Source organism: Pontibacter mangrovi (assembly GCF_006385705.1).
Lineage (GTDB): Bacteria > Bacteroidota > Bacteroidia > Cytophagales > Hymenobacteraceae > Pontibacter > Pontibacter mangrovi.
The window spans coordinates 259,979-280,592 of sequence record NZ_VFRQ01000005.1 but is presented as its reverse complement, the minus strand read 5'-3'; the positions used below and the strand labels follow the sequence as shown (position 1 = coordinate 280,592).

Sequence of the window (20,614 nt, the reverse complement as noted above, 5' to 3'; positions counted from 1 at the left end):
CTCAAAAACCTTACTTGAGCCGGCACCGAACCTTTTATCCTTGCACTATGAAAAAACATTACCGTTCCGACAGCAACTGCCTGAACTGTGGCACTGTTGTAAATGACAAATACTGCTCCAGCTGTGGACAGGAAAACCTGGAGCTGCATGAAAACTTTCTGCACCTGATGCTACACAGCGTAGGGCACTACTTTCATTTCGAGTCTAAGTTCTTTAACAGCTTGGTTCCTCTTTTAACGAAGCCGGGCCATCTAACCAAAGAGTATTTTGCTGGCAGACGCGCCTCGCACCTCAACCCGATCAGCATGTACATTTCCATCAGCATTCTGTTCTTTTTTCTTTTCACGGCCAACTCTAACATCAACAAAAAAGAGATCCTGAAAGAGGACGCAGCTGAAGAAAAAACGATAACCAAAGAAGAAGACACCGGCGCTAAGAACCAGGCAAAAGCAACGGCCAACGCCGAAAAGACTGTACTTGCCGCAGAGCCCGAAAAAGAAGAAGCCCCGGCCATTAAAGATAAAATTACCATCGCCGGGTGGGAAGTACCTATAAATGACCTTAATGCTAAATTCCGGGAGGTGAGGCATGACGAGACAAAGAATGCGCTTTTCAGGAATAAGCTGGTAAGCCACTTGCCCAAAATCATGTTCGTTCTGCTGCCCTTGTTTGCCTTAATCCTAAAGCTGGTGAACTTCCGGTCTAAGAAATTCTATGCAGAGCACCTGATTTACTCTATACATGTGCATTCGTTCCTGTTTTTGTTCGGCTCTATACTTATTGCCTTAAAATGGTTGTTGCCTTTCCTGTCGGGCTGGCTCCTGTTTGCCGGTTTTGTTGTGAGCATCTGGTACATTTACCAGTCGATGCGCACTATTTACAGAAGCCGCCGCTGGCTCACAGTATTTAAGTTTCTGATGCTGGCATTTGCCTATACTTTCCTGCTTCTGATGAGCGGCTTTGGCATGGTGGTGGCTACCCTGTATACTGTTTAGGGCCCGCAGCTTTTATACTTGGCAGAAAAGGCATTTTATAGTGCCTTTTCCTGTTTCCTTTACAACAGAGGCGGGCTGAGCCGGTGGATAACTGTCTGGATAAGTACTTGATAAAAAGCACTCCCAACTCAGCTTCAGAATCATTATCTTTGTAGTAATGGAAAATTTTGTAGTATCAGCGCGTAAATACCGCCCCACCACGTTCGACAGCGTAGTAGGGCAGCACCATATAACCAATACCCTTAAAAACGCCATCAGCAGCAAGCATTTGGCGCAAGCTTTCCTTTTCTGCGGACCGCGCGGTGTGGGCAAGACCACCTGTGCCCGTATCCTGGCCAAAACCATCAACTGCCAGAACATTACCCCGGAAGTGGAGGCCTGCAACGAGTGCGAGTCGTGCCGCAGCTTTAACTCCAACAGTTCCTTTAACATCCATGAGCTGGATGCTGCCTCCAACAACTCGGTGGAGGACATACGGAACCTGGTGGAGCAGGTGCGCTATGCGCCGCAGACGGGCAAGTATAAGATCTATATCATAGATGAGGTGCACATGCTCTCGAACCAGGCCTTCAACGCGTTTCTGAAGACGCTGGAGGAGCCGCCTTCTTATGCTATTTTCATACTTGCTACCACCGAGCGCCACAAGATCATCCCGACCATCCTTTCGCGTTGCCAGATCTTCGACTTCAATAGAATTCGAATTGAGGACATGGTGCGCCACCTGGGCAACATCGCCACCAAGGAAAGTATACAGGCTGAGCCCGACGCCCTGCACCTGATCTCGCAGAAAGCCGACGGTGCCCTGCGCGACGCCCTCTCGATCTTCGACCAGATGGTTACCTTCTCCGGTAGCAACGTGACGTACAAATCCACGGTTGAGAACCTGCACATCCTGGACTATGACTACTATTTCCGGCTGACAGACCATTTGCTGGAGCAGAACCTGTCGGGCTCGTTGCTGCTGTTTGATGAGATCCTGAAGAACGGCTTTGATGCCCATAACTTCCTGATCGGCATTGGCGAGCACTTCCGCAGCCTGCTGGTGTGCAAAGACCCGCAGACGATACAGCTGCTGGAGGTATCGGACAACATCAAGGCCAAGTATGCGGAGCAGTCGCAGAAGTCCAGCGTGTCGTTCCTGCTGTCGGGCCTGAACCTGGTAAGCTCCTGCGACACCAACTACAAGAGCAGCAAAAACCAGCGCCTGCACGTGGAGCTGTGCCTGATGAAGCTGGCGCACCTGAATGCGGCGCTCAGCTTTGCAGCCCAGGAAGGATCTGAGCCAAAAAAAGCTAAGGTAGCGGCCCCGGCGCCAGCCTCTACCGGTACAATAGGTGCCACCCCTGTGCCTTCCGAGAGGCTGCAGCCGCCGCATACGCCGCAGCATGTGCCTTCGGAGGACCTGCAACAGCCACCGAAGCCACAGCAGGTAACGCCAGACGCACACCTGGCACCCCCTCAGGCAGCGGCACCAGCCGCGCCTGCCCCTGATAAACCGCGGGCCGGGCTGCAGCTGCCGCCTCAGAAAAAGCTAAGCAAGCTGCCCAGCCTGAAAGACCTGCAAAACCCGCAGGCTGCCGTGGCAGAGGTTGCCGTGGCCGAGGAGGAAGAGGACATCAACTATGGCGCAGTACTACCCGTGGACGAGGCGAAGCTGAAAACGGTGTGGCACGCCATCCTGCGCCGCAAGAAGGCGGAGAACATGATGGAGTTCACGCTCCTGAACCGCCACTACCACATCGGCCCCGACAACGAGATTGTGCTGCAGCTGGAAAACCACGTGATGATGGACCAGTTCACCGCGCTGCGCCCGGACATCCTGCGCGAGCTGAAGCAGCAGCTGGGCAACCGAAGTATAAAACTAAGGGCGGAGGTGATAGAAGTGCAGGATGATGGCCGCAAGCTGTATACGTCAGCCGATAAGTTTAACTACCTCGCCGAAAAGTACCCCGTGCTCGTAGACCTGAAGCAGCGTTTCGGGTTGGATGCAGATTTTTAGCCTCCGCTGGATATAAAGTATAAAAAAAGCGGCCCCGCCATACTTCTGTATAGCGGGGCCGCTTTTTGTGCTAATTCCTGTCTTATCCGTTCATCGAGATCAGGAACTCTTCGTTGCTCTTGGTGCCCTTCATACGCTCTTTCAGGAACTCCATGGCTTCGATTGAGTTCATGTCGGACATAAACTTGCGCAGGATCCAGATACGGTTCAGCTCGTCGCGGTCCATCAGCAGGTCCTCGCGGCGTGTGCCGGAAGCCGGAACGTCGATAGCAGGGTAGACTCTGCGGTTGGCCAGCTTGCGGTCCAGTTGCAGTTCCATGTTACCGGTACCTTTAAATTCTTCGAAGATCACCTCGTCCATCTTAGAGCCGGTGTCGATCAGGGCCGTGGCGATGATGGTAAGCGAGCCGCCGTTCTCCACGTTACGGGCCGCACCGAAGAAGCGCTTCGGCTTGTGCAGTGCGTTGGCATCCACACCACCCGACAGGATCTTGCCGGACGAAGGAACTACGGTGTTATAGGCACGTGCCAGACGCGTGATGGAATCCAGAAGTATAACCACATCGTGGCCGCACTCTACCATGCGTTTGGCTTTATCCAGTACAATGCTAGATACTTTTACGTGGCGCTCGGCCTGCTCGTCAAACGTAGAGGCAATAACCTCTGCCTTCACGCTGCGGGCCATATCCGTCACCTCTTCCGGGCGTTCGTCAATCAGCAGTATCATCAGGTATACTTCCGGGTGATTTTCAGAGATAGCGTTGGCTATTTCCTTCAGCAACACGGTTTTACCTGTTTTTGGCTGCGCCACGATCATACCACGCTGGCCTTTACCGATTGGGGCAAACAGATCCAGGATACGGGTTGATAACTGGCTTGGGCGGGTGGTCAGTTTCAGGCGCTCTTCCGGGAAAAGCGGTGTCAGGTGCTGGAACGGGATACGGTCGCGGATCTCTTCGGTGGTGCGGCCGTTCACGGTTTCCACTTTCAGCAGGGCAAAATACTTTTCGCCTTCCTTCGGCGGGCGGATCTGGCCTTTTACCGTGTCACCGGTTTTCAGTCCAAAAAGCTTTATCTGCGAAGGCGAAACATAGATATCATCTGGAGAGGCCAGGTAGTTGTAGTGCGTAGACCGCAGGAAGCCGTAACCGTCCTGCATCAGCTCCAGCACCCCCTCGTTCAGGATGATACCATCAAATTCTTTAAAATTAGTGGTGTTGGCTGCGTTCTGCGGATTGTTGCTACGGCGCGTGTTATCGTTGTTACGGTTATCGTTGCGGCTGTCTCTGCCGTCGTTGTTGCGGTTGTCGTAACGCGCTGTCTCTCTGTCGCCTCTGTTGTTATCGCTTCCGCGGTTATCGCGGCTGTCGTTGCGATTCTCGTCCTTGTTGTCGTTACGGTTGTCGCGCCTTACACGCTCGCGCTGGTTTTGAGCGCCGTGGTCTTTGGCCGGAGCCTCTGTTGCAACAGCTGTTTGAGCTCTGTCTTCGCGGCGGCCAGCAGCCTGGGTGCGGGGGCGTCTTTCCGGACGGGCCGGGGCCTCTTGCGCGCTCTCTTCCTTAGCAACTGTATTTTCAGGAGTTTCGGCACTACCAGTCACCTCAACTGCGGGCGCATCATTGGACTTTTTAGTTATATCTTCGGGAGGAGTAATGGCTTGTTGGTCGAGGATTTTATAGATGAGGTCTTGCTTGCTGAGTTTCTTAAAGTTTTTAACACCCAGTTGCTCAGCAATTTCTTTGAGTTCTGAAAGAAGTCTATCTTTCAATTCTTCAATTTTGTACATAAATAATGGTATGGTAGTTAACGTAACTTGCCAGGTTTCGCGGTGCGCGAACAAAGCGAGAGATTATCTTTTTAATCAGGAAAATAGAATAGGTTGCGAAAGAGTCAGAAAGGCACGGGAAACAGGGCCTTCGTCAAATGTACCGCAATGTTATTGCAATGCCTTTTAATTAACAAATATTACGGGTTGTTTTGGAAAAAAAGTTTCAATTTTTGTCTAAAAGATTTCGTAAAAGCCTCTAAATAGTTTAAAAACTCTATTTTTGCGTTTACACTTTATACTTTACTATGCTACAGCTAACAGTTTTAAGAGAGCAGACCGAGCAAGTGATTGCGGGTCTGAGCAAGAGAAACTACAAAAACGCAGCCGAGGAAGTTGCCGCTCTGCTGGAGCTTGACCAGCAGCGCCGACAGGTACAGAACGAGCACGATACGCTTCAGAGCCGCGCCAACTCCATCTCCAAAGAAATCGGCATGCTGATGAAGAACGGGGAGCGCGAGAAGGCCGAGGCCGCCAAAGCCGAAACGTCCGAACTGAAGCAACAAACCAAAGCTTTAGCTGAGCAACTTTCCTCGTTAGAGGATGAAATCCAGAAGGCTTTGTACAAGCTGCCGAACCTGCCGCACGAGAGCGTGCCCTTTGGCAAAAGCGCCGAGGACAACGAGGTAGTGCTGGAGCACGGTGCCATTCCGCAGCTGCACGAAGGGGCGCAGCCGCACTGGGAGCTGATCCAAAAATACGACATCATCGATTTTGAGCTGGGCAACAAGGTATCCGGAGCCGGTTTTCCGTTTTACAAGAAGCAGGGTGCCCGTCTGCAGCGCGCGCTCATCAACTTCTTTTTAGACGAGGCCATCAAAGCCGGATACATGGAGGTGCAGCCACCAATTGTGGTAAACGAGGCCTCTGGCTATGGCACGGGCCAGTTGCCCGACAAGGACGGACAGATGTATCATGCCACGGCAGACAACCTGTACCTGATTCCGACGGCGGAGGTTCCTATCACGAACATGTACCGCGATGAAATTGTTCCGGTGGAGCAGTTGCCAATTAAGAACGCAGGCCATACGCCTTGCTTTAGACGTGAGGCCGGTTCGTGGGGCGCCGATGTGCGCGGCCTGAACCGCCTGCACCAGTTTGATAAGGTGGAGATTGTGCAGATCACGCTGCCGGAGAAGTCTTATGAGGCGCTGGAGGAGATGAGCAGCTACATACAGGGCCTGTTGCAGAAGCTGGAGCTGCCTTACCGCGTGCTGCGTCTGTGCGGCGGCGACATGGGCTTCACCTCTGCCCTCACCTACGACATGGAAGTATACTCTGCCGCCCAGGGCCGCTGGCTGGAAGTAAGCTCAGCCTCTAACTTTGAGACTTACCAGGCCAACCGCCTGAAGCTGCGCTACAAAACAGAAAGCGGTAAAACGCAGCTGCTGCATACGTTGAACGGTAGCGCCCTGGCCCTGCCACGCATCGTAGCCGCCATCCTGGAGAACAACCAGACCCCGGACGGCATCAACATGCCAAAGGTGCTGCACCCATACTTAGGGTTTGAGAAGATCTCTTAATGTGAAGATTTAGAAATTTGGAGATGTGAAGATGCTCCGAATTAGATAATGGAAAAGCCGCTGGATTTATACTTCAGCGGCTTTTTGATTTGTAGCTGGCAAGACGCTCACAGGTCTGAAAGACGCTGTGAGGTCTATCGCCTCCTCTTTAGGTTTCTGAATCTACATCAGCACATTAAACCATTAGCACATTACCCTCCAAACTGCTCCAGGTAAGCCTGGTATTGGCTTTTGAGTTTATACTTCTTGATCAGGATCTTGGGCTCGTCGAGGTTCTCGGCTTGCAGCGCTTTGGTTTGCAGCAGCTTCTCCAGCGCCTCGTGCTCGTCTTCGGCGCCGTCTACGTCTTCGTAGTCTTTTAAGAAGCCGGGCGTTAGCAGGAGCTTGTTCTTCTTTATCGCCACATACCCCACCGACATTAGTTTCTCCAGCCCCTGTTCCACTTCCGGGTGCGTCAGCACGGTTCCGTCCACGGCATCGGCCATCAACAACACTTCGTGCAGCGGCGCACCGCCTTCTTCGCCAGATGCTAACAACAGTGCCTCCAGAAGTTGCACATCGGTTTCCTGCCAGGTTAAGTTATATTTAGGCATAGTTTCTTATTCAATATTTATCCAGCCGTAGCCGTTGTCTTTTTTGTAAATGATGCCCCCTCCACATGCTTCGGCTACATGTATAAAAATAGCGTCGGATTTTAACGGCACAGCATTCTCCAGATCATCGCCTAGTATGTCTCCTGTTTCCTCATCTATCAGCGTTGGCGCCACACTTTTGCCAGCGTCTACTTTCTCAAAAACCTCTACCCAGTTCAGGTTACGCATTTCAGCAAACTCAGTACCTGCGCCAAACACGCTAAAGCTATTTCTCTCATTCTGATGCAGAATCATCACTCCTTTCTCGTCCGTAGCAGAGTTTATAATCAAAAAGGCGACATCCTCCCGCTCATCCCCGTCAAAATCTCCTAGCAGGATGTTTGGCTGCATCCAGGTACCGAGGGTATACTTCTGGTTTAGGTGCTGTGCCAGAAATGCTTCCTCAGCCCAACCAGGCAGTGCATCAAAAGTTTGATCCTCAGCTGTAGGTGTCGCCTTAGCTCTTCCTGTCTCCACAGCATCAGGCTCAGCTATATTTTGCTGCGCCTCACCGCAGCCCTGCAGAAGTATAAGAGCAAGCAAACAAGTATAAAATCTTCTCAACAGCCCCGCTTTCATACTTCCAGATCCTCAAACGAGATATCTCGCATGCACTTAAAATGCCCTTTGGGGCACTTGCTGTAACCGATCTTAGAGCAGGGGCGGCAACTGAGGCCTTGCACCTCCAGCACTTTATACTTGGTCCGGAACGGGTACATGCCAAACTCCGGAATGGTATTGCCCCACACGCTGATGATCTCTTTCTGGAACGCGGCCGCAATGTGCATCAGACCTGTGTCGTGGCTCACCACCTGCGTCGCCTGCCTTACCAACGAGGCCGAGCCATGGAGGTTATACTTGCCGCAGGCGTTGTAGATAATTGTTGCTTGTTGCTTGTTGCTTGCTGAAAAATGAGCGGCTATTTCTTCGCCGGTGGCGGCGTCTTCCTTGCCTCCCAAAAGTATAACCGGCTGCTGCAGGCGCTCGCACAGCTCTATAATCCGCTCGGTGGGCAGACGCTTGGTGTAGTGCTGCGCACCGATAGCAAAGGCCACGTAGCCGTTCTGAAAGCCTTCCGGCAAGGTATGAACGTCCACTTCGTCCTGGGCAGGTATAAAGTAATCCAAGCCACCGCCATCGTCTTTCACGCCTAAAGCGGCGGCGGCATCCAGGTAGCGTTGCACAATGTGCACGTCGGGCAGGCGGTTGCGCTTGAAGTTCACCATCAGCCACTTCTCATAGTTGAGCTTGTTGAAGCTGCGGCTCGGCTTGCCCAATCTTGCTTTTATAACGCGGGTGCGCAGGTTGTTGTGCAGGTCTACCACGTAATCGAAGTTCTCCGCCTTCAGCGCCTGCACCAGGTCGCCCAGCTTCTCGCCCAGCACATGCACCTTGTCCACGTAAGGGTTGTTGGCCACTATACTTTGGAAAGCTTTCTTAGTAACGTAATGCACCTCCGCCCCCGGCACCTGCTGCTTGATGCAGCGGATAACAGGCGTGGTCAGCACAATATCGCCGATGGAGGAAAAACGTAGTATGAGGATTTTTGGCATGTTATACTTTCAAGTAAAGCGCAAGCGTCCGCTTGTGCTACTATTTTACCGTTAAAGTGGCAGAAAAGAAAAGCGGCACAAGCGGACGCTTGCGCCATGTCTTTAGTTTATTCTTTGCCGGCTACTTTATCTTCTCCTTCCGCTCCCTGAAATACTTCTCCACTTCCTCCAGCGGCTTGGCATTGAAAGTCATCTCTTTGGTGAGGCCTCCTTTTCTGCCAACCAGTACGCCGTACTTCATGTCGTCGTAGCCGTTGGTGTGATGGGCGTCGGGGTTTATACTTAGCATTACGCCTTTTTCCAGCGCATACTGCACATGGCGCCAGTCCAGGTCCAGGCGCCAGGGATTGGCGTTGATCTCGATGATGACGTTGTTGGCGGCGCAGGCATCGATCACCATTTTGTGGTTGATGGGGTAGCCCTCGCGGCGCAGCAGCAGGCGGCCGGTGGGGTGGCCCAGCATAGTGGTGTAAGGGTTCTCGATGGCGGTGATTAATCGTGCAGTGGCCTTTTTCTCGTCCATGTTCAGGCTGCTGTGGATGCTGGCCACAATAAAGTCAAAGGTTTGCAGGATATCCTTGTCATAATCCAGCGAGCCATCGCCCAGAATATCCGACTCAATGCCCTTGAAGATTTTGAACGGGGCCAGTTTCTTGTTCAGCTCGTCGATTTCTTTTTGCTGGCGTAGCACATCACCCTCGCGCAGGCCGCCGGCATAAGAGGCAGTTTTGCTGTGGTCGGAGATGCCCAGGTACTGATAGCCCATGTCGCGGCAGTAGGTGGCCATCTGCTCCAACGTATGGGCGCCATCGGAGTAAGTGCTGTGGTTGTGCAGGATGCCCTTCAGGTCCGACAGCTCCAGCAGCTTGGGCAGCTTGTTTTGCAGCGCCAGTTCCAGCTCATTAGTTCCCTCGCGCAGCTCCGGCTCCACGTAAGCCATGCCCGCCGATTTGTAGATATCCGCCTCCGAAGTATAGCCCTGCTCGCGCACCACCGTCAGCAGGTTGGTGCTGCCCGTAAACAGCTGCGCCAGGTGCTCCGGGGCCGAGGAGTGCAACAAAACCTCGTTGGCAAAGCGTTCTGTTGATACCAGCTTCACCTCCACTGGCATGCCGTTCTCGGCCAAAGAGCCGCGCCAGGCAAACGGACCTGAGGCTTTTTCATCCTCCTGCAGCTCCGCCATACCTTGCAGCGCCTGGTGCGCCTGCGCCGGGGTATCGGTGGCAAGTATAAACTGCAGCGTGGTGATGATCTCCATGCGGCGGCGCATCTCCCCTACCAACTCTACCTGCGCCTCCGGCACGGCGGATTTTATACTTTGTAAAAGCTGCTCCGCCACCAGTTCGGCCTCAGCATACAGTAGTTTACCACGGTTCTGCTGCGTAAAGAGCAGGGCCTGCTTTATGTTTTCCTGCGTTTTGGCTCCGAAGCCCTTCAGCTTGCTTACCTTGTCCTGCTCGCAAGCCTCCAGCAGCTCTTCCACGGTTTCGGCTCCCAACTCTTTCCAGAGGTTGCGCACTTTCTTTGGCCCGATGCCTTTGATGCGCAGCATCTCCACCACCCCGTTCGGTGTTACCTCCAGCATCTGGTCCAGGTCATCAAAAGAGCCTTTCTCGTTTATCTCCACAATTTTGGATGCGATGCCCTTGCCAACGCCCTGTATACTTTCCAGCCGCGCCTGCGTCATCTGCTCCAGCGGCTCCTCCACCAGCTCCAGCGCCCCCACTGCGTTGGTGTACGAGCGTATTTTAAATGGATTCTCGTCGTGGAGCTCCATGAGCTCGGCTGCCAGCTTAAACTGTTTTATGATCTTCTTGTTTTCCAAAGCCTGCGTCTTGAGTATGTGTTACAAAGATAGCAAATAGCGCCGAACCGTTGCCCTGCTGCGCCCGCCGCCTGCCAGGCGGGCAACCGCTTCAGCCTCCGGCACTTATATATTTATACTTCTATATGCGCCTGCAATTGCCTATATTGCTTACATAAAACGGATACATTACCCATGAGATATACGTCAGTACTTTGCCTGCTGTGCCTGATTTTTATGGCTGTTACGTGCAAGAAAAACGATAAGGTGGCGGCGCAGCTGGCCGGGAAAGTATGGCTGCACTCTTTTGAGGAAGACGCGGAGGGCCTTTGGGTATACCGCCCCAACACCTATGATTTTCCGGCTTCCCGTGGCCGAACGGGCTTTAGCCTGGAGCCGGGCGGCGTTTTTAAGCGCTACGAAATTGCTCCTGCCGACGGCCTGCAGGAAGAAACCGGCGAGTGGGAGCAGCTGGAAAAGGGCCTGGTGCAGATCCGGATGCCGGAAGGCAGCAACCCGCCGGTAGCGTATCGCATCCAGGTGATCCAACTAAAAGATGACTTACTGAAAGTAAAACGGATAGAATAAATTCTGAACGCTGGCCATACTTTGGAAGTATACCTATAGGAACATTCCATTTGGCTGGCCAGCACCATCACTTTACCAAACAGCGTGCTTATGCTGAACTATGAGAAGCTTTCAAAATCGTCGCGGACCAGGACGGCCATGCTGCTGCTTCTGCTGTTCATGGTGCTTGCGGTAGCCGATCTGTTCATCAGTTTTTTCGGGGGGTTGGTGCTGGGGGTGCTCCTGGTGCAGTTCGAGCTGGAGGCACAGCGGTTCTGCAAGCGCTCTTTTTTTTCCGGCCACAGGAAAACCGGTGTACTTAAAGCTTACCACAGCCTGGGCAGAGACCAAAAGCTATACTTTAAGGCAGGCCTGCAAGCGCTCATTTTTATACTTTTGATGGCGCATGTGCTGGACTCCTTCTGGGCCGGCTTGCTGAGCGGTTTGCTGCTACCCCTTATTGCCGACGACCTTGCCCGCTACCAACGCCACCGCAGCAGGCAAAAGATCACGATAAACAAAAACTAACGCGCCGCCATACTTTTAGCCGACGATGAAAACATTCGAAAGCCTTTCTTACAACAGCAGAGGGCTGGTCAGAGCTTTTCTGCTGATGCTTTCCGTAGCGCATGTATGTCTCCCAAACTTTCTAACTCTTTAACTCCTTCACCCTTACAACAATGCAACACTGGTTAGTGAAATCAGAACCTGAAACATACTCATGGGCCGACCTGGTAAAAGACGGCCGCACCATGTGGGACGGCGTGCGCAATTACCAAGCCCGCAACAACATGCAGCAGATGCAGCCCGGCGACCTGGTGCTATTCTACCACAGCGTATCCGAAAAAGCTATCGTGGGCATCGCCAAGGTAGACAAAGCTGCCTACCCCGACCCAACCGCTAAAGACGACAAGGGCAAATGGGTGGTAGTGGACCTGGTGCCTTTCCGTGATTTTAAAGAGCCGGTAACGCTGGAGCAGATAAAAAAGGACGAGCGCCTGCAGGACATTGCACTGCTGCGCCAGTCGCGCCTCTCGGTGATGCCGCTAAAGGCCGAGGAGTTCGACATCCTGCTGGCATTGGGAAACTAAAGTATAGCGTAACCTGACCGGTGCACGGCTGTTAACGGGCAGCTGCGCTTTGTCGGAGGCAACGCGTAAAAATATACTTCCTGAACAACGAAGAGCCGCTATTTGCAGTAAAATGCAGTAGCTGCTCTTTCTTATACTTTTCCTGCAACTTATAGCATTTATACCCTTGCCTTATGCTACACGTCCGCTTCCTGCTCCTGGTGTTTTTTGTTGGTGTTGCTGTGCCTCTGCTGGCGCAAAAGCCTGCACAGCCACTGCGCCTGGAGCTCCCCCTGGAACCGGAAAATACCGAAGTGTCCGTTATTGCCCTCCCCGACAGTAGCCTGCTGGTCTACCACAAGCTCAGCAACGCCTGGGAGACAGAGTCTATGTTTTACTTCACGAAGTATAACAGCCAGTTAGAGGAAGTATGGTCCGACACCGTGGACATTGCCGCCGACAACGACTACCTCCGCTACTACAACAGCGCCCCCTATACTTACATGGTTTTTGGGCGGGATAACCTGCGGGAGTATACTTTTGTGCGCCTGGACCACCGCACCGGCAGCACCTGGCACAAGCAGTTTGAGCTGGAGCAACTGGAGGACATCTATGAGTACAACGTACTGAACGGCAAGTTCTTCATCATTGGCCGCAACCGCAAAGACGGCAAGCCCATGCTGCTGCACCTCAACCCCCAAACCGGTGAGTATAAGCCGCTGCCTTCTATCTACGGCGAGCAGTCTTCCTTTGCCGACCTGCTGACCGATGCTGACTACGGCCGTGTAGACGCTGTGATCTCAGAGTCTAACGGGCGGGTATCCCGGCTACAGGTAAAAAGCTTTGATGCCGACGGAGAGCTGCTCAACAATTATTTTGTGCTTCAGAAAGAGGGCACTAGTCTGCTAAATGCCGAGATCACCCCCGGCGACTCTACCGAAAAGCTGCTGCTTGGCACCTACGGCACCCGCGACCTGCGCTATGCCCAGGGATTTTTTGCAGCGCCTCTCGCCTCTAGGGTGGTCACTGGCAACTTCTACAACCTGCTGCAGCTGCGCAATTTCCTGAAATACATGAAGCCCCGCCGCGAGGCCCGCACCCGCCGCCGCGAAGAGAAGCGCCTGGAGTCTGGCCGCAGCAAGGGTATGAACTACCGCCTGCTGCTGCACGACCTTCTCCCGACCTCCTATGGCTATGTGCTGGTTGCCGAGGCATACTACCTGCAGTACGACAACCCCCAGGAGCGCCACACGGCCCTGGACATTGACGGCGAGCATCATAAGATGCCGCGCGGCATTAAACGCACCCACGCCGTGGCGCTGGGCTTCGACAAAAACGGCACCCTGCTCTGGGACAACACGTTCCCGCTCGCCGGCCTCACCACCTATATCGTGGCCCCGGCCGTGGAAGCGCAGGCCCTGCCCGATGGGCGCATGGTGATGGCCTACCCTGACGACAGCAGTATATTCTATCAGGTGATGGACGATGTGCGGTATGACCGTGACCAGGAGAGGCAGGAGCTGGAACTGCAGCCTTACGAGGAAAACGAGAAGATCCTGTTCACGCAAACTCCCGGCATCATCCGTTGGTACGGCAACCACATGGCCGCTTTTGGCTTTCAGCGGATAAGAGGCCGCGGGGATGTTCGCACAGTGTTCTACATCAACAAGATTACTTTTTAATGGTTGATTGTTGAATGCCTGCGTGGCTCAGATTTTATCACCAGGATTGTTTTGCTGCAATCCTCCCTACCCGCTTAACCATACAGCCATTTAACAATTAAACATTCAGAATTTACTGACTTTCTAACTATAAGACGCAAAGTATTGCGTCTCTACAACTTTCTAACTTTGTAACTCTTTAACTTTCTAACTTTCCATCTCTCTTAATCCTTTCTATATTTGCATGTAATTATCACGGCTATGCAGAAAAGACTCATCGTAAACCACCAACTGCTCGAGATCATGGTGATGCGCCTGTGCCACCAGCTTATCGAGAACCATGGCGACTTTTCTGATTCTGTGATCCTGGGCTTGCAGCCGCGCGGCAAGTATGTGGCGCAGCGCATCCAGCGCACCCTGGCCAGCATACTTGGCAAGCAGGTACCCACCGGCCTCCTCGACACCACTTTCCACCGCGACGACTTCCGCCGCCGCGACACGCCTATTGCCGCAAACGCCACAAAAATCGATTTTCTGGTAGAGGGCAAGAAAGTGATCCTGGTGGATGACGTGCTGTACACGGGCCGCTCTGTAAGGGCCGCCCTGGACGCCATGATTGCCTATGGCCGCCCGGCCAGCGTGGAGCTGCTGGTGCTCGTAGACCGCCTCTACACGCGCCACCTGCCCATACAGCCTACCTATGTGGGCCGGCAGGTAAACTCGCTGCTAAGCCAGCGGGTGCTGGTGGAGTGGAAGGAGCAGCAGGCCGAGGAGGACGCCATCTGGCTAGTTACAAAAACCGACGAATAAACTATCTCATACATGCAAGAGCTCAGCGTCAGGCACCTGTTAGGTATCAAAGACATCACCCCCCAAGACATCCAGCTCATTTTTGAGACTGCTGATAATTTTAAGGATGTACTGAACAGGCCGATTAAGAAAGTGCCTTCGCTGCGCGACATCACCATCGCCAACGTATTTTTCGAGAACTCCACGCGCACGCGCCTCTCTTTTGAGCTGGCCGAAAAGCGCCTCTCTGCCGACGTGATCAACTTCAGCAGCAGCGGCAGCTCGGTAAAAAAAGGCGAAACCCTGCTGGATACGGTCAACAACATCCTGGCCATGAAGGTGGATATGATTGTGATGCGCCACTCCAGCCCCGGGGCACCGCACTTCCTGAGCAAGCACATCCCGGCCAACATCGTAAACGCCGGCGACGGCACCCACGAGCACCCAACCCAGGCTCTGCTCGACTCTTTTTCTATAAGGGAGAGACTAGGCGAGGTAGCTGGCAAAAAAGTGGTGATCATCGGAGATATCCTGCACTCGCGGGTGGCACTGTCAAACATCTTTGCACTGCAGAAGCAGGGGGCCGAGGTGATGGTGTGCGGTCCGATCACGCTGCTGCCAAAGTATATCCAGCAGTTGGGCGTGAAGGTGGAAACGAACGTGCGCAAGGCCTTGGAGTGGTGCGATGTGGCCAACGTGCTGCGCATACAGCTGGAGCGCCAACAAATGAAGTACTTCCCGTCGCTGCGCGAGTACACACTATACTATGGCATCGACAAAAAGATGCTGGACAGCCTGAACAAGGAAATCGTGCTGATGCACCCAGGCCCGATAAACCGCGGCGTGGAACTCAGCTCCGATGCCGCCGACTCGCACCATTCCATCATCCTGAACCAGGTAGAAAACGGGGTGGCCATACGGATGGCGGTTTTATACTTGCTGGCCCAGCGAGGATAGAAGCATATACTTCCCCAACATCAAAAAGCCGCTCTATCAGTTTAGAGCGGCTTTTTGCTTTAGCTGCTTACCTTGAAGGACAGGCCGTTGTTTGGCCTTGCAGGTGCCTTGTAAAGGGATTAGGAACTGCCGTAAAGTATGGTATCCGCCGGAGACAAGCTTGGTCATACTACTCATACTTATAAAATGATCGTGCGCTTGAAGCTATTGCCAGTTTACCTGCTTCCTGACCCCACCCCTAACCTCTACCAGGAGGGGAATTTATCAGAAGGCTAAGAAGTTATGGCGCGCGCAGTTCAACTGATGTTGGTATTACTGATGTTGGTATTATACTTATACATTGGCCTAGAAAGTAAGAAGCCCCGCCAGCAACTGCCAGCGGGGCTTCTATTTAGTTTATTCTAAGGAATTATTCCATGTTCAGTTGTAAGTCCGGCGTGTTCAGCTCGAAACCTACCCTCCTGTTCTTGGCTCTGGCCTCCGCAGTTCTGCGTCTGGACTGGCGCTCGTTCACTTTAACAAGCGGCTGGGTTTCGCCATAGCCTTTTGTTACCAAACGGTCTGGGTTCTGCACGCCTTGCTGGATCAGGTACTCCTTCACAGCCTCAGCTCTGCGCTCAGACAGTGCCTGGTTGTACTCTTCGGAGCCAATGTAGTCAGCGTGGCCTTTGATCAGCAGCACGTGGTCTGGATAGTTCTGCAGGGCCACTGTGATGCTATCGAGCAGCTGCTTGTAGCTATCCTGTACTCGGGCTCTGTCAAACTCGAAGCGCACTTTCTCCTCGATCAGCTTCTTAGTAGCGTCATCCAGTTCTGGGCAGCCTTTGGTTTCGGCAGTACCTGGAGAGTTAGGGCAAGCATCCTCGTTATCCGGAACACCGTCACCGTCAGAGTCAGTTGGGCAGCCATCCGGGCCAACCTGTACGCCGGCAGGAGTATCTGGGCAGTTATCCTGTGCATCAGCTACACCATCGTTGTCAGAGTCAGGGCAACCGTTTGTAGCGGCAGTACCGGCTTCATCCGGGCACTGGTCGTCTTTGTCAGCTACACCATCACCGTCGCGGTCAGGGCAGCCGTTCAGGTTAGCCACGCCAGCCTCGCTTGGGCACTCGTCCTGGTAGTCCGCTACACCGTCACCGTCTGTATCAACAGGGCAACCGTTCTTGTCTACCTGCACACCGGTTGGGGTGTCAGGGCAGTCGTCGCGTCTGTCCGGCACACCGTCTGCATCCGTGTCTTTTGCTTTGCCAAGGTTAAAGCCAAGGCCTACGTTGTGCATCAGAAAGCGGTCGTTGTCGCCTACATCGTAGCCGTCAATTTTGTCCTGCCCGATGATCATGTAGTTGGTTTCCACAAAGGCGCTCACCGCATCCGAGAAACGGAAACGGATACCGGCACCGGCTCTACCCGCCATCGTGAAGAACTTGTCGTCGTTGTGAACGGCAGGCCCTCCGGCAGGAGCCATGGCATCGGTTTTAGCCCAGGCGCCACCACCTGCCACTTGCAGGTACGGGCCTATAAAGGCATCCTCTTTCAGAATGGTACCATACATTTTCAGGCGCAGGCCCAGCATTATGGTTCCCATCTGGGCATCAAACGAAGCCCCAGAGTAAGTATCTTTTCCTGTGTCCTCGGTGCTACCGTAGGTCAGGTGCAAACCAGCATCAAAAGAAGGGCTCAGGTAACGGTTCAGGGAGATGCCGCCGCCCCACTCCGGGTCGCCGAACTTGTCATCACCTGTAATGTCACCTTTATACTGTAAGGCACTTCCGTATATCTGCAGGTTTGTTTTTTGATCAGAGCTTTGCGCGAAGACGTTTGGTCCTGCCACAAACAGGAAAACGAGCGCCAAAGCAACTTTTTTAATGTTCGATAAATGTGTTTGCATGGTTCTACAAAGTATATGTTGATATGACAATACGTGCATGTTTAAAACGAGTTTGTTTCTTTTCTAAAAAAATCCCCGTTCCGGTACGCTCTCGCTCTGTTTCCGGACATGCCATTTTCCAAAAAGCTTATGTTCATGCATAGGCAAAAAGTATAAACCAGGTGAACATAACACGTTGTGCGCCATCAGCTAAATTGTACTTCTTTTTTATCAGATGGTTTTACCTACACGCACTCTTTTACTTCAAACTGAAACCGGGGAGCAAAGTTGTTTCCAGTATTTTTTTTTGATGTAAGGGGTGTTTTTTTAGAGTGAGTACAACAAAAAAGGCTGCCAGTAAAGTTGGCAGCCGTCCTTATGGGCATAGCAGCATTCAGGTCATACAAGCTGGTGCGCCTGCATCAGCCGCTCTATATCGTCGGCCTCCAGCGGGATGTCCTGCATCAGGTCTTTGGGGCCGTTGTGGGTAATCAGGATGTCGTTTTCCAGGCGGATGCCGATGCCTTCCTCCCGAATGTAGATGCCGGGCTCGCAGGTAAACACCATGCCCTCCTCAAATGGCCTGAACCGGTTGCCCACGTCGTGCACGTCCAGGCCCAGGTGGTGGGAGGTGCCATGCATGAAGTACTTCTTATACAGCGGCTTCTCAGGATCCTGGTTGCGCACATCGCCTTCGTTCAGCAGGCCCAGCTTTATCAGCTCGTTTTCCATCAGGGTGCCTACAAACCTGTGGTACTGGCCCAGCGTGTTGCCCGGTACCAGCATCTGCTTGGCGGCTTTCATCACGGTCAGCACCGAGTCGTATACTTCGCGCTGGCGCTTGGTGAACTTCCCGTTCACCGGCACGGTGCGCGTCAGGTCGGCGGCATAGTTGGCATACTCCGCCCCAAAGTCCATCAACACCAGGTCGCCGTCTTTGCACTCGCGGCTGTTGTCGGTGTAGTGCAGGATGCAGGCATTGGCGCCGGAAGCAATAATAGGCTCGTAGGCCGGGCCTTTGGAGCGGTTGCGCAAAAACTCGTGATACAGTTCAGCCTCTATCTCATACTCCATCACCCCCGGTTTAATAAAGCCCAGCAGCCTGCGGAAAGCCTTGCCTGTAATGTCGCAGGCCAGCTGCAGCAGCTCCACCTCCCGCTCCGATTTAATGGCCCGCAGTTGGTGCATGATGGGCGCGCTGCGCTCATACTTGTGCAGCGGAAACTGCTCCTTCACTTTCTTTATGAAGCGGGCATCGCGGGTCTCCACCTCCACTACGGCGCGCAGGTGCTCGTTGGTGTTTAGGTACAGGTGCTCTGCCTCAAAGGCCAGCGTGTGCAGCACCTGCTCAAACTGGTGCGTCCAGAAAACGGTTTGTATGCCCGACACCTCCCGCGCCTGCTCTTTGGTAAGCTTGTAACCCTCCCAGGTAAGTATGTGGTCGTTGGTCTCGCGCACAAACAGCACCTCCCGCAGGTGCTCCTCCCGGCAATCAGGGAAAAGCAAAAGTATACTTTCCTCCTGGTCTATGCCGGAGAGGTAAAACAAGTCGCTGTTCTGCCGGAAAGGCATGGTGCCATCGGCATTGGTGGGCATCACGTCGTTGGCCTGGAAGATGGCGATAGATGAGGGCTTGAGCTGCTTTACAAAATTACTGCGGTTATGCACAAACAGCTCCTGCCCGATCGGGAGGTATTTCATGTAGTTTTATTTTGATTAGGTTCGTCGGCTATTCGATATAGCTAATATAGTATAAAACGGCCGTTTCAGCAAGTTCAGTATGCTATACTATGCGCCTAAAGCACAGCGGCACGGACCATACTTAAAAAGGTCCGTGCCGCTGCAACTGAGAGTGAAGTATGATCAGCTCTTAAAAGATGCTTTCCCGATAATATAGTGTGTGCCCCATAGCTTGTGGTGCTTCTCCATGTCCACAATGTCCTCAATTTTTCGGGTAGCGGAGCCCAGCCACACGCCCCCGCGGTTTTTGTGGTAATCCTTCATGAGCACCTGGTGCGGGTACAGGTGGCTATAAGTATGGTAGTGCTTGCGGTTGGCATCATGCAGTATCACCAGTCCCCCCTCGCTTAGGTGGTTCAGGGCTTTTTTCATGCACTCGGCGCGGGCGCGCCCATCAATAAAGATAAAGTCATACTTGCCCTGCGGCATGTTCACGTAGGTATGAAACTCCTCCAGCGTGCCCTCGTTGTGCTTGTCCACAAAATTGGGGTCGTCGGGCAGTATGTTGTGCACGGTGATGCGCGGGTCGTGGATGATCTCTTTCAGTTTGGTGGCCCAGCCGGTATTGTGCTCCACCGAGGTCCACTCAAATTCGCCTTGCAGGAGCTGCGGGAAGAAAACCGTGGAGTAGCCTGCTCCCCACTCAAACACGCGTTTCGGCTGTATGTTGTGCAGAGCCTCCCCGATAAGGTCAATTTCCTTGCTCCGCATCCAGGGCGCAATGTAGCGGTCCTGAAACTTGCGGTAGTACTTGGCTTTCACGTCGCGGTAAAGCTGCGAGGCAACTGTGGGCTTTAGCTGAAAGAAATCACTCATGTGGGCAGCTTGTTTATGCCGTTAGGCGTTTGTATCGCTTTTGTTTTTCTGGTCTCGCTCCGGATGCCTTTGTTTTTGGAGATAGAGGTTTGCGTTTTGTAGGCTCTGTGGTGCTCCAGGTGCACGCAAATGGCACTGTAGCGTATCTGCTTCGATTTCAGGCCATAGTTTACCAGGCGCTCGCCAAACTCCCGGTCCTGGCCGCCGTAGTGCATGTCGTGGTTAAAGCCGTTCACGGCCAGCGCGTCTGCTTTCCAGCCCGAGGAGTTATGCCCGTTCCAGGAGGCCTTGGTAGGCGTAACGGCGTTCATCAGGCTGGAGTAGGCTTTGCTCTTGGAGAGCTTGCTGTTCTTAAAGCTTTTCGGCAGGCCGTTCTGCTCCATCCACTCGCGGTCAAAAATGCGCTGGCTCACAATGTCGTCCTTCGTGATCTTCTGGCTCAGCTCCATGGGCAGGCGCAGCAATCCGCCGGACAGAAAATAGCCTCTCTCGGCTAGCCGCAGGTGCGTCGACACGAAGTCCTGGCGCGGAATGCAGTCGCCGTCCGAAAAGATCAGGTACTCGGTGTTGCTGGCCAGTATGCCTTTGTTCAGGATAACACATTTCTGGTAGCCCTCGTCCGGGTGCCACACGTGCGTGAGCGGCACAGGGTAGCTGCCTTTAAACTCCTCCACCACTGCCCGGGTATCCTCCCCCGAGCCGTCGTCGGCAATGATAAGCTCAAAATCCAGGGTGTCCTGCACGCTGTAGCCGATCAGCACTTTGCGCAGCCACTCCGGCTCGTTGTATGTTGTAATGATGACGGATGCCCTCATG

General features: G+C 53.3%; 19 protein-coding genes. 10 read left to right on the top strand and 9 right to left on the bottom strand.

Features of this window, described 5'->3' with window-relative positions; genetic code table 11:
* Positions 1-47 precede the first annotated feature (47 nt).
* Together FJM65_RS11375 and FJM65_RS11370 are read left to right on the top strand one after the other, a co-directional pair.
* Positions 48-995, top strand: a complete 948-nt coding sequence (locus FJM65_RS11375; RefSeq protein WP_140621640.1) for a DUF3667 domain-containing protein — start codon at positions 48-50, stop codon at positions 993-995.
* A gap of 157 nt (positions 996-1,152) precedes the next feature.
* Positions 1,153-2,994 carry a DNA polymerase III subunit gamma/tau gene (locus FJM65_RS11370; RefSeq protein WP_140621639.1) on the top strand — a complete coding sequence of 614 codons (1,842 nt, stop codon included), beginning with the start codon at positions 1,153-1,155 and terminating at the stop codon, positions 2,992-2,994.
* A gap of 82 nt (positions 2,995-3,076) precedes the next feature.
* On the opposite strand, the gene rho is transcribed toward FJM65_RS11370, so the two are convergent.
* Complete coding sequence (gene rho / locus FJM65_RS11365; protein ID WP_140621638.1) at positions 3,077-4,780, bottom strand: transcription termination factor Rho; 1,704 nt, start codon at positions 4,778-4,780, stop codon at positions 3,077-3,079.
* A 287-nt stretch (positions 4,781-5,067) separates the two neighbouring features.
* On the opposite strand from rho, the gene serS reads away from it, so the two are divergent.
* Positions 5,068-6,342, top strand: a complete 1,275-nt coding sequence (gene serS, locus FJM65_RS11360; protein ID WP_140621637.1) for a serine--tRNA ligase — start codon at positions 5,068-5,070, stop codon at positions 6,340-6,342.
* A gap of 191 nt (positions 6,343-6,533) precedes the next feature.
* Here serS and FJM65_RS11355 read toward each other — a convergent pair whose 3' ends face one another.
* The 4 genes from FJM65_RS11355 to polX form a co-directional block, all read right to left on the bottom strand.
* Positions 6,534-6,935 (bottom strand): hypothetical protein, encoded by a 402-nt coding sequence (locus FJM65_RS11355; protein ID WP_140621636.1) that lies wholly within the window; start codon positions 6,933-6,935, stop codon positions 6,534-6,536.
* A gap of 6 nt (positions 6,936-6,941) precedes the next feature.
* A complete protein-coding gene (locus tag FJM65_RS11350; protein WP_140621635.1) occupies positions 6,942-7,451 on the bottom strand; it encodes a hypothetical protein in 510 nt (169 codons plus the stop codon).
* 98 nt (positions 7,452-7,549) lie between these two features.
* Positions 7,550-8,527: a glycosyltransferase family 9 protein gene (locus FJM65_RS11345; RefSeq protein WP_140621634.1), complete on the bottom strand. Its 978-nt coding sequence runs from the start codon at positions 8,525-8,527 to the stop codon at positions 7,550-7,552.
* A 121-nt stretch (positions 8,528-8,648) separates the two neighbouring features.
* Positions 8,649-10,352, bottom strand: a complete 1,704-nt coding sequence (polX, locus tag FJM65_RS11340) for a DNA polymerase/3'-5' exonuclease PolX (RefSeq protein ID WP_140621633.1) — start codon at positions 10,350-10,352, stop codon at positions 8,649-8,651.
* A gap of 174 nt (positions 10,353-10,526) precedes the next feature.
* Between polX and FJM65_RS11335 the strand changes: the two genes are divergently transcribed.
* The 7 genes from FJM65_RS11335 to FJM65_RS21255 all read left to right on the top strand — a co-directional run bounded on the left by FJM65_RS11335 (position 10,527) and on the right by FJM65_RS21255 (position 15,651).
* Positions 10,527-10,919, top strand: coding sequence for a hypothetical protein (locus FJM65_RS11335; protein ID WP_181163700.1), 393 nt, complete (start codon positions 10,527-10,529; stop codon positions 10,917-10,919).
* Between the two features lie 90 nt (positions 10,920-11,009).
* On the top strand, positions 11,010-11,426 hold the full coding sequence (locus tag FJM65_RS11330; protein WP_140621632.1) for a hypothetical protein: 417 nt from the start codon (positions 11,010-11,012) through the stop codon (positions 11,424-11,426).
* A gap of 152 nt (positions 11,427-11,578) precedes the next feature.
* On the top strand, positions 11,579-11,989 hold the full coding sequence (locus FJM65_RS11325) for an EVE domain-containing protein (protein WP_140621631.1): 411 nt from the start codon (positions 11,579-11,581) through the stop codon (positions 11,987-11,989).
* A gap of 173 nt (positions 11,990-12,162) precedes the next feature.
* A complete protein-coding gene (locus FJM65_RS11320) occupies positions 12,163-13,650 on the top strand; it encodes a hypothetical protein (protein ID WP_140621630.1) in 1,488 nt (495 codons plus the stop codon).
* A gap of 240 nt (positions 13,651-13,890) precedes the next feature.
* Complete coding sequence (gene pyrR / locus FJM65_RS11315) at positions 13,891-14,439, top strand: bifunctional pyr operon transcriptional regulator/uracil phosphoribosyltransferase PyrR (protein WP_140621629.1); 549 nt, start codon at positions 13,891-13,893, stop codon at positions 14,437-14,439.
* A gap of 12 nt (positions 14,440-14,451) precedes the next feature.
* A complete protein-coding gene (locus FJM65_RS11310; RefSeq protein WP_140621628.1) occupies positions 14,452-15,375 on the top strand; it encodes an aspartate carbamoyltransferase catalytic subunit in 924 nt (307 codons plus the stop codon).
* A gap of 138 nt (positions 15,376-15,513) precedes the next feature.
* Complete coding sequence (locus FJM65_RS21255; RefSeq protein ID WP_181163699.1) at positions 15,514-15,651, top strand: hypothetical protein; 138 nt, start codon at positions 15,514-15,516, stop codon at positions 15,649-15,651.
* Positions 15,652-15,784: 133 nt separating this feature from the next.
* On the opposite strand, the gene FJM65_RS11305 is transcribed toward FJM65_RS21255, so the two are convergent.
* The 4 genes from FJM65_RS11305 to FJM65_RS11290 form a co-directional block, all read right to left on the bottom strand.
* Positions 15,785-17,263: an OmpA family protein gene (locus FJM65_RS11305; protein ID WP_181163698.1), complete on the bottom strand. Its 1,479-nt coding sequence runs from the start codon at positions 17,261-17,263 to the stop codon at positions 15,785-15,787.
* 378 nt (positions 17,264-17,641) lie between these two features.
* Positions 17,642-18,943, bottom strand: coding sequence for an aminopeptidase P N-terminal domain-containing protein (locus FJM65_RS11300; protein ID WP_140621626.1), 1,302 nt, complete (start codon positions 18,941-18,943; stop codon positions 17,642-17,644).
* Between the two features lie 162 nt (positions 18,944-19,105).
* A complete protein-coding gene (locus tag FJM65_RS11295) occupies positions 19,106-19,798 on the bottom strand; it encodes a class I SAM-dependent methyltransferase (RefSeq protein ID WP_140621625.1) in 693 nt (230 codons plus the stop codon).
* Positions 19,795-20,613, bottom strand: a complete 819-nt coding sequence (locus FJM65_RS11290; protein WP_140621624.1) for a glycosyltransferase family 2 protein — start codon at positions 20,611-20,613, stop codon at positions 19,795-19,797. Before FJM65_RS11290 ends, FJM65_RS11295 begins: the two co-directional genes overlap by 4 nt.
* Position 20,614: the final 1 nt, after the last annotated feature.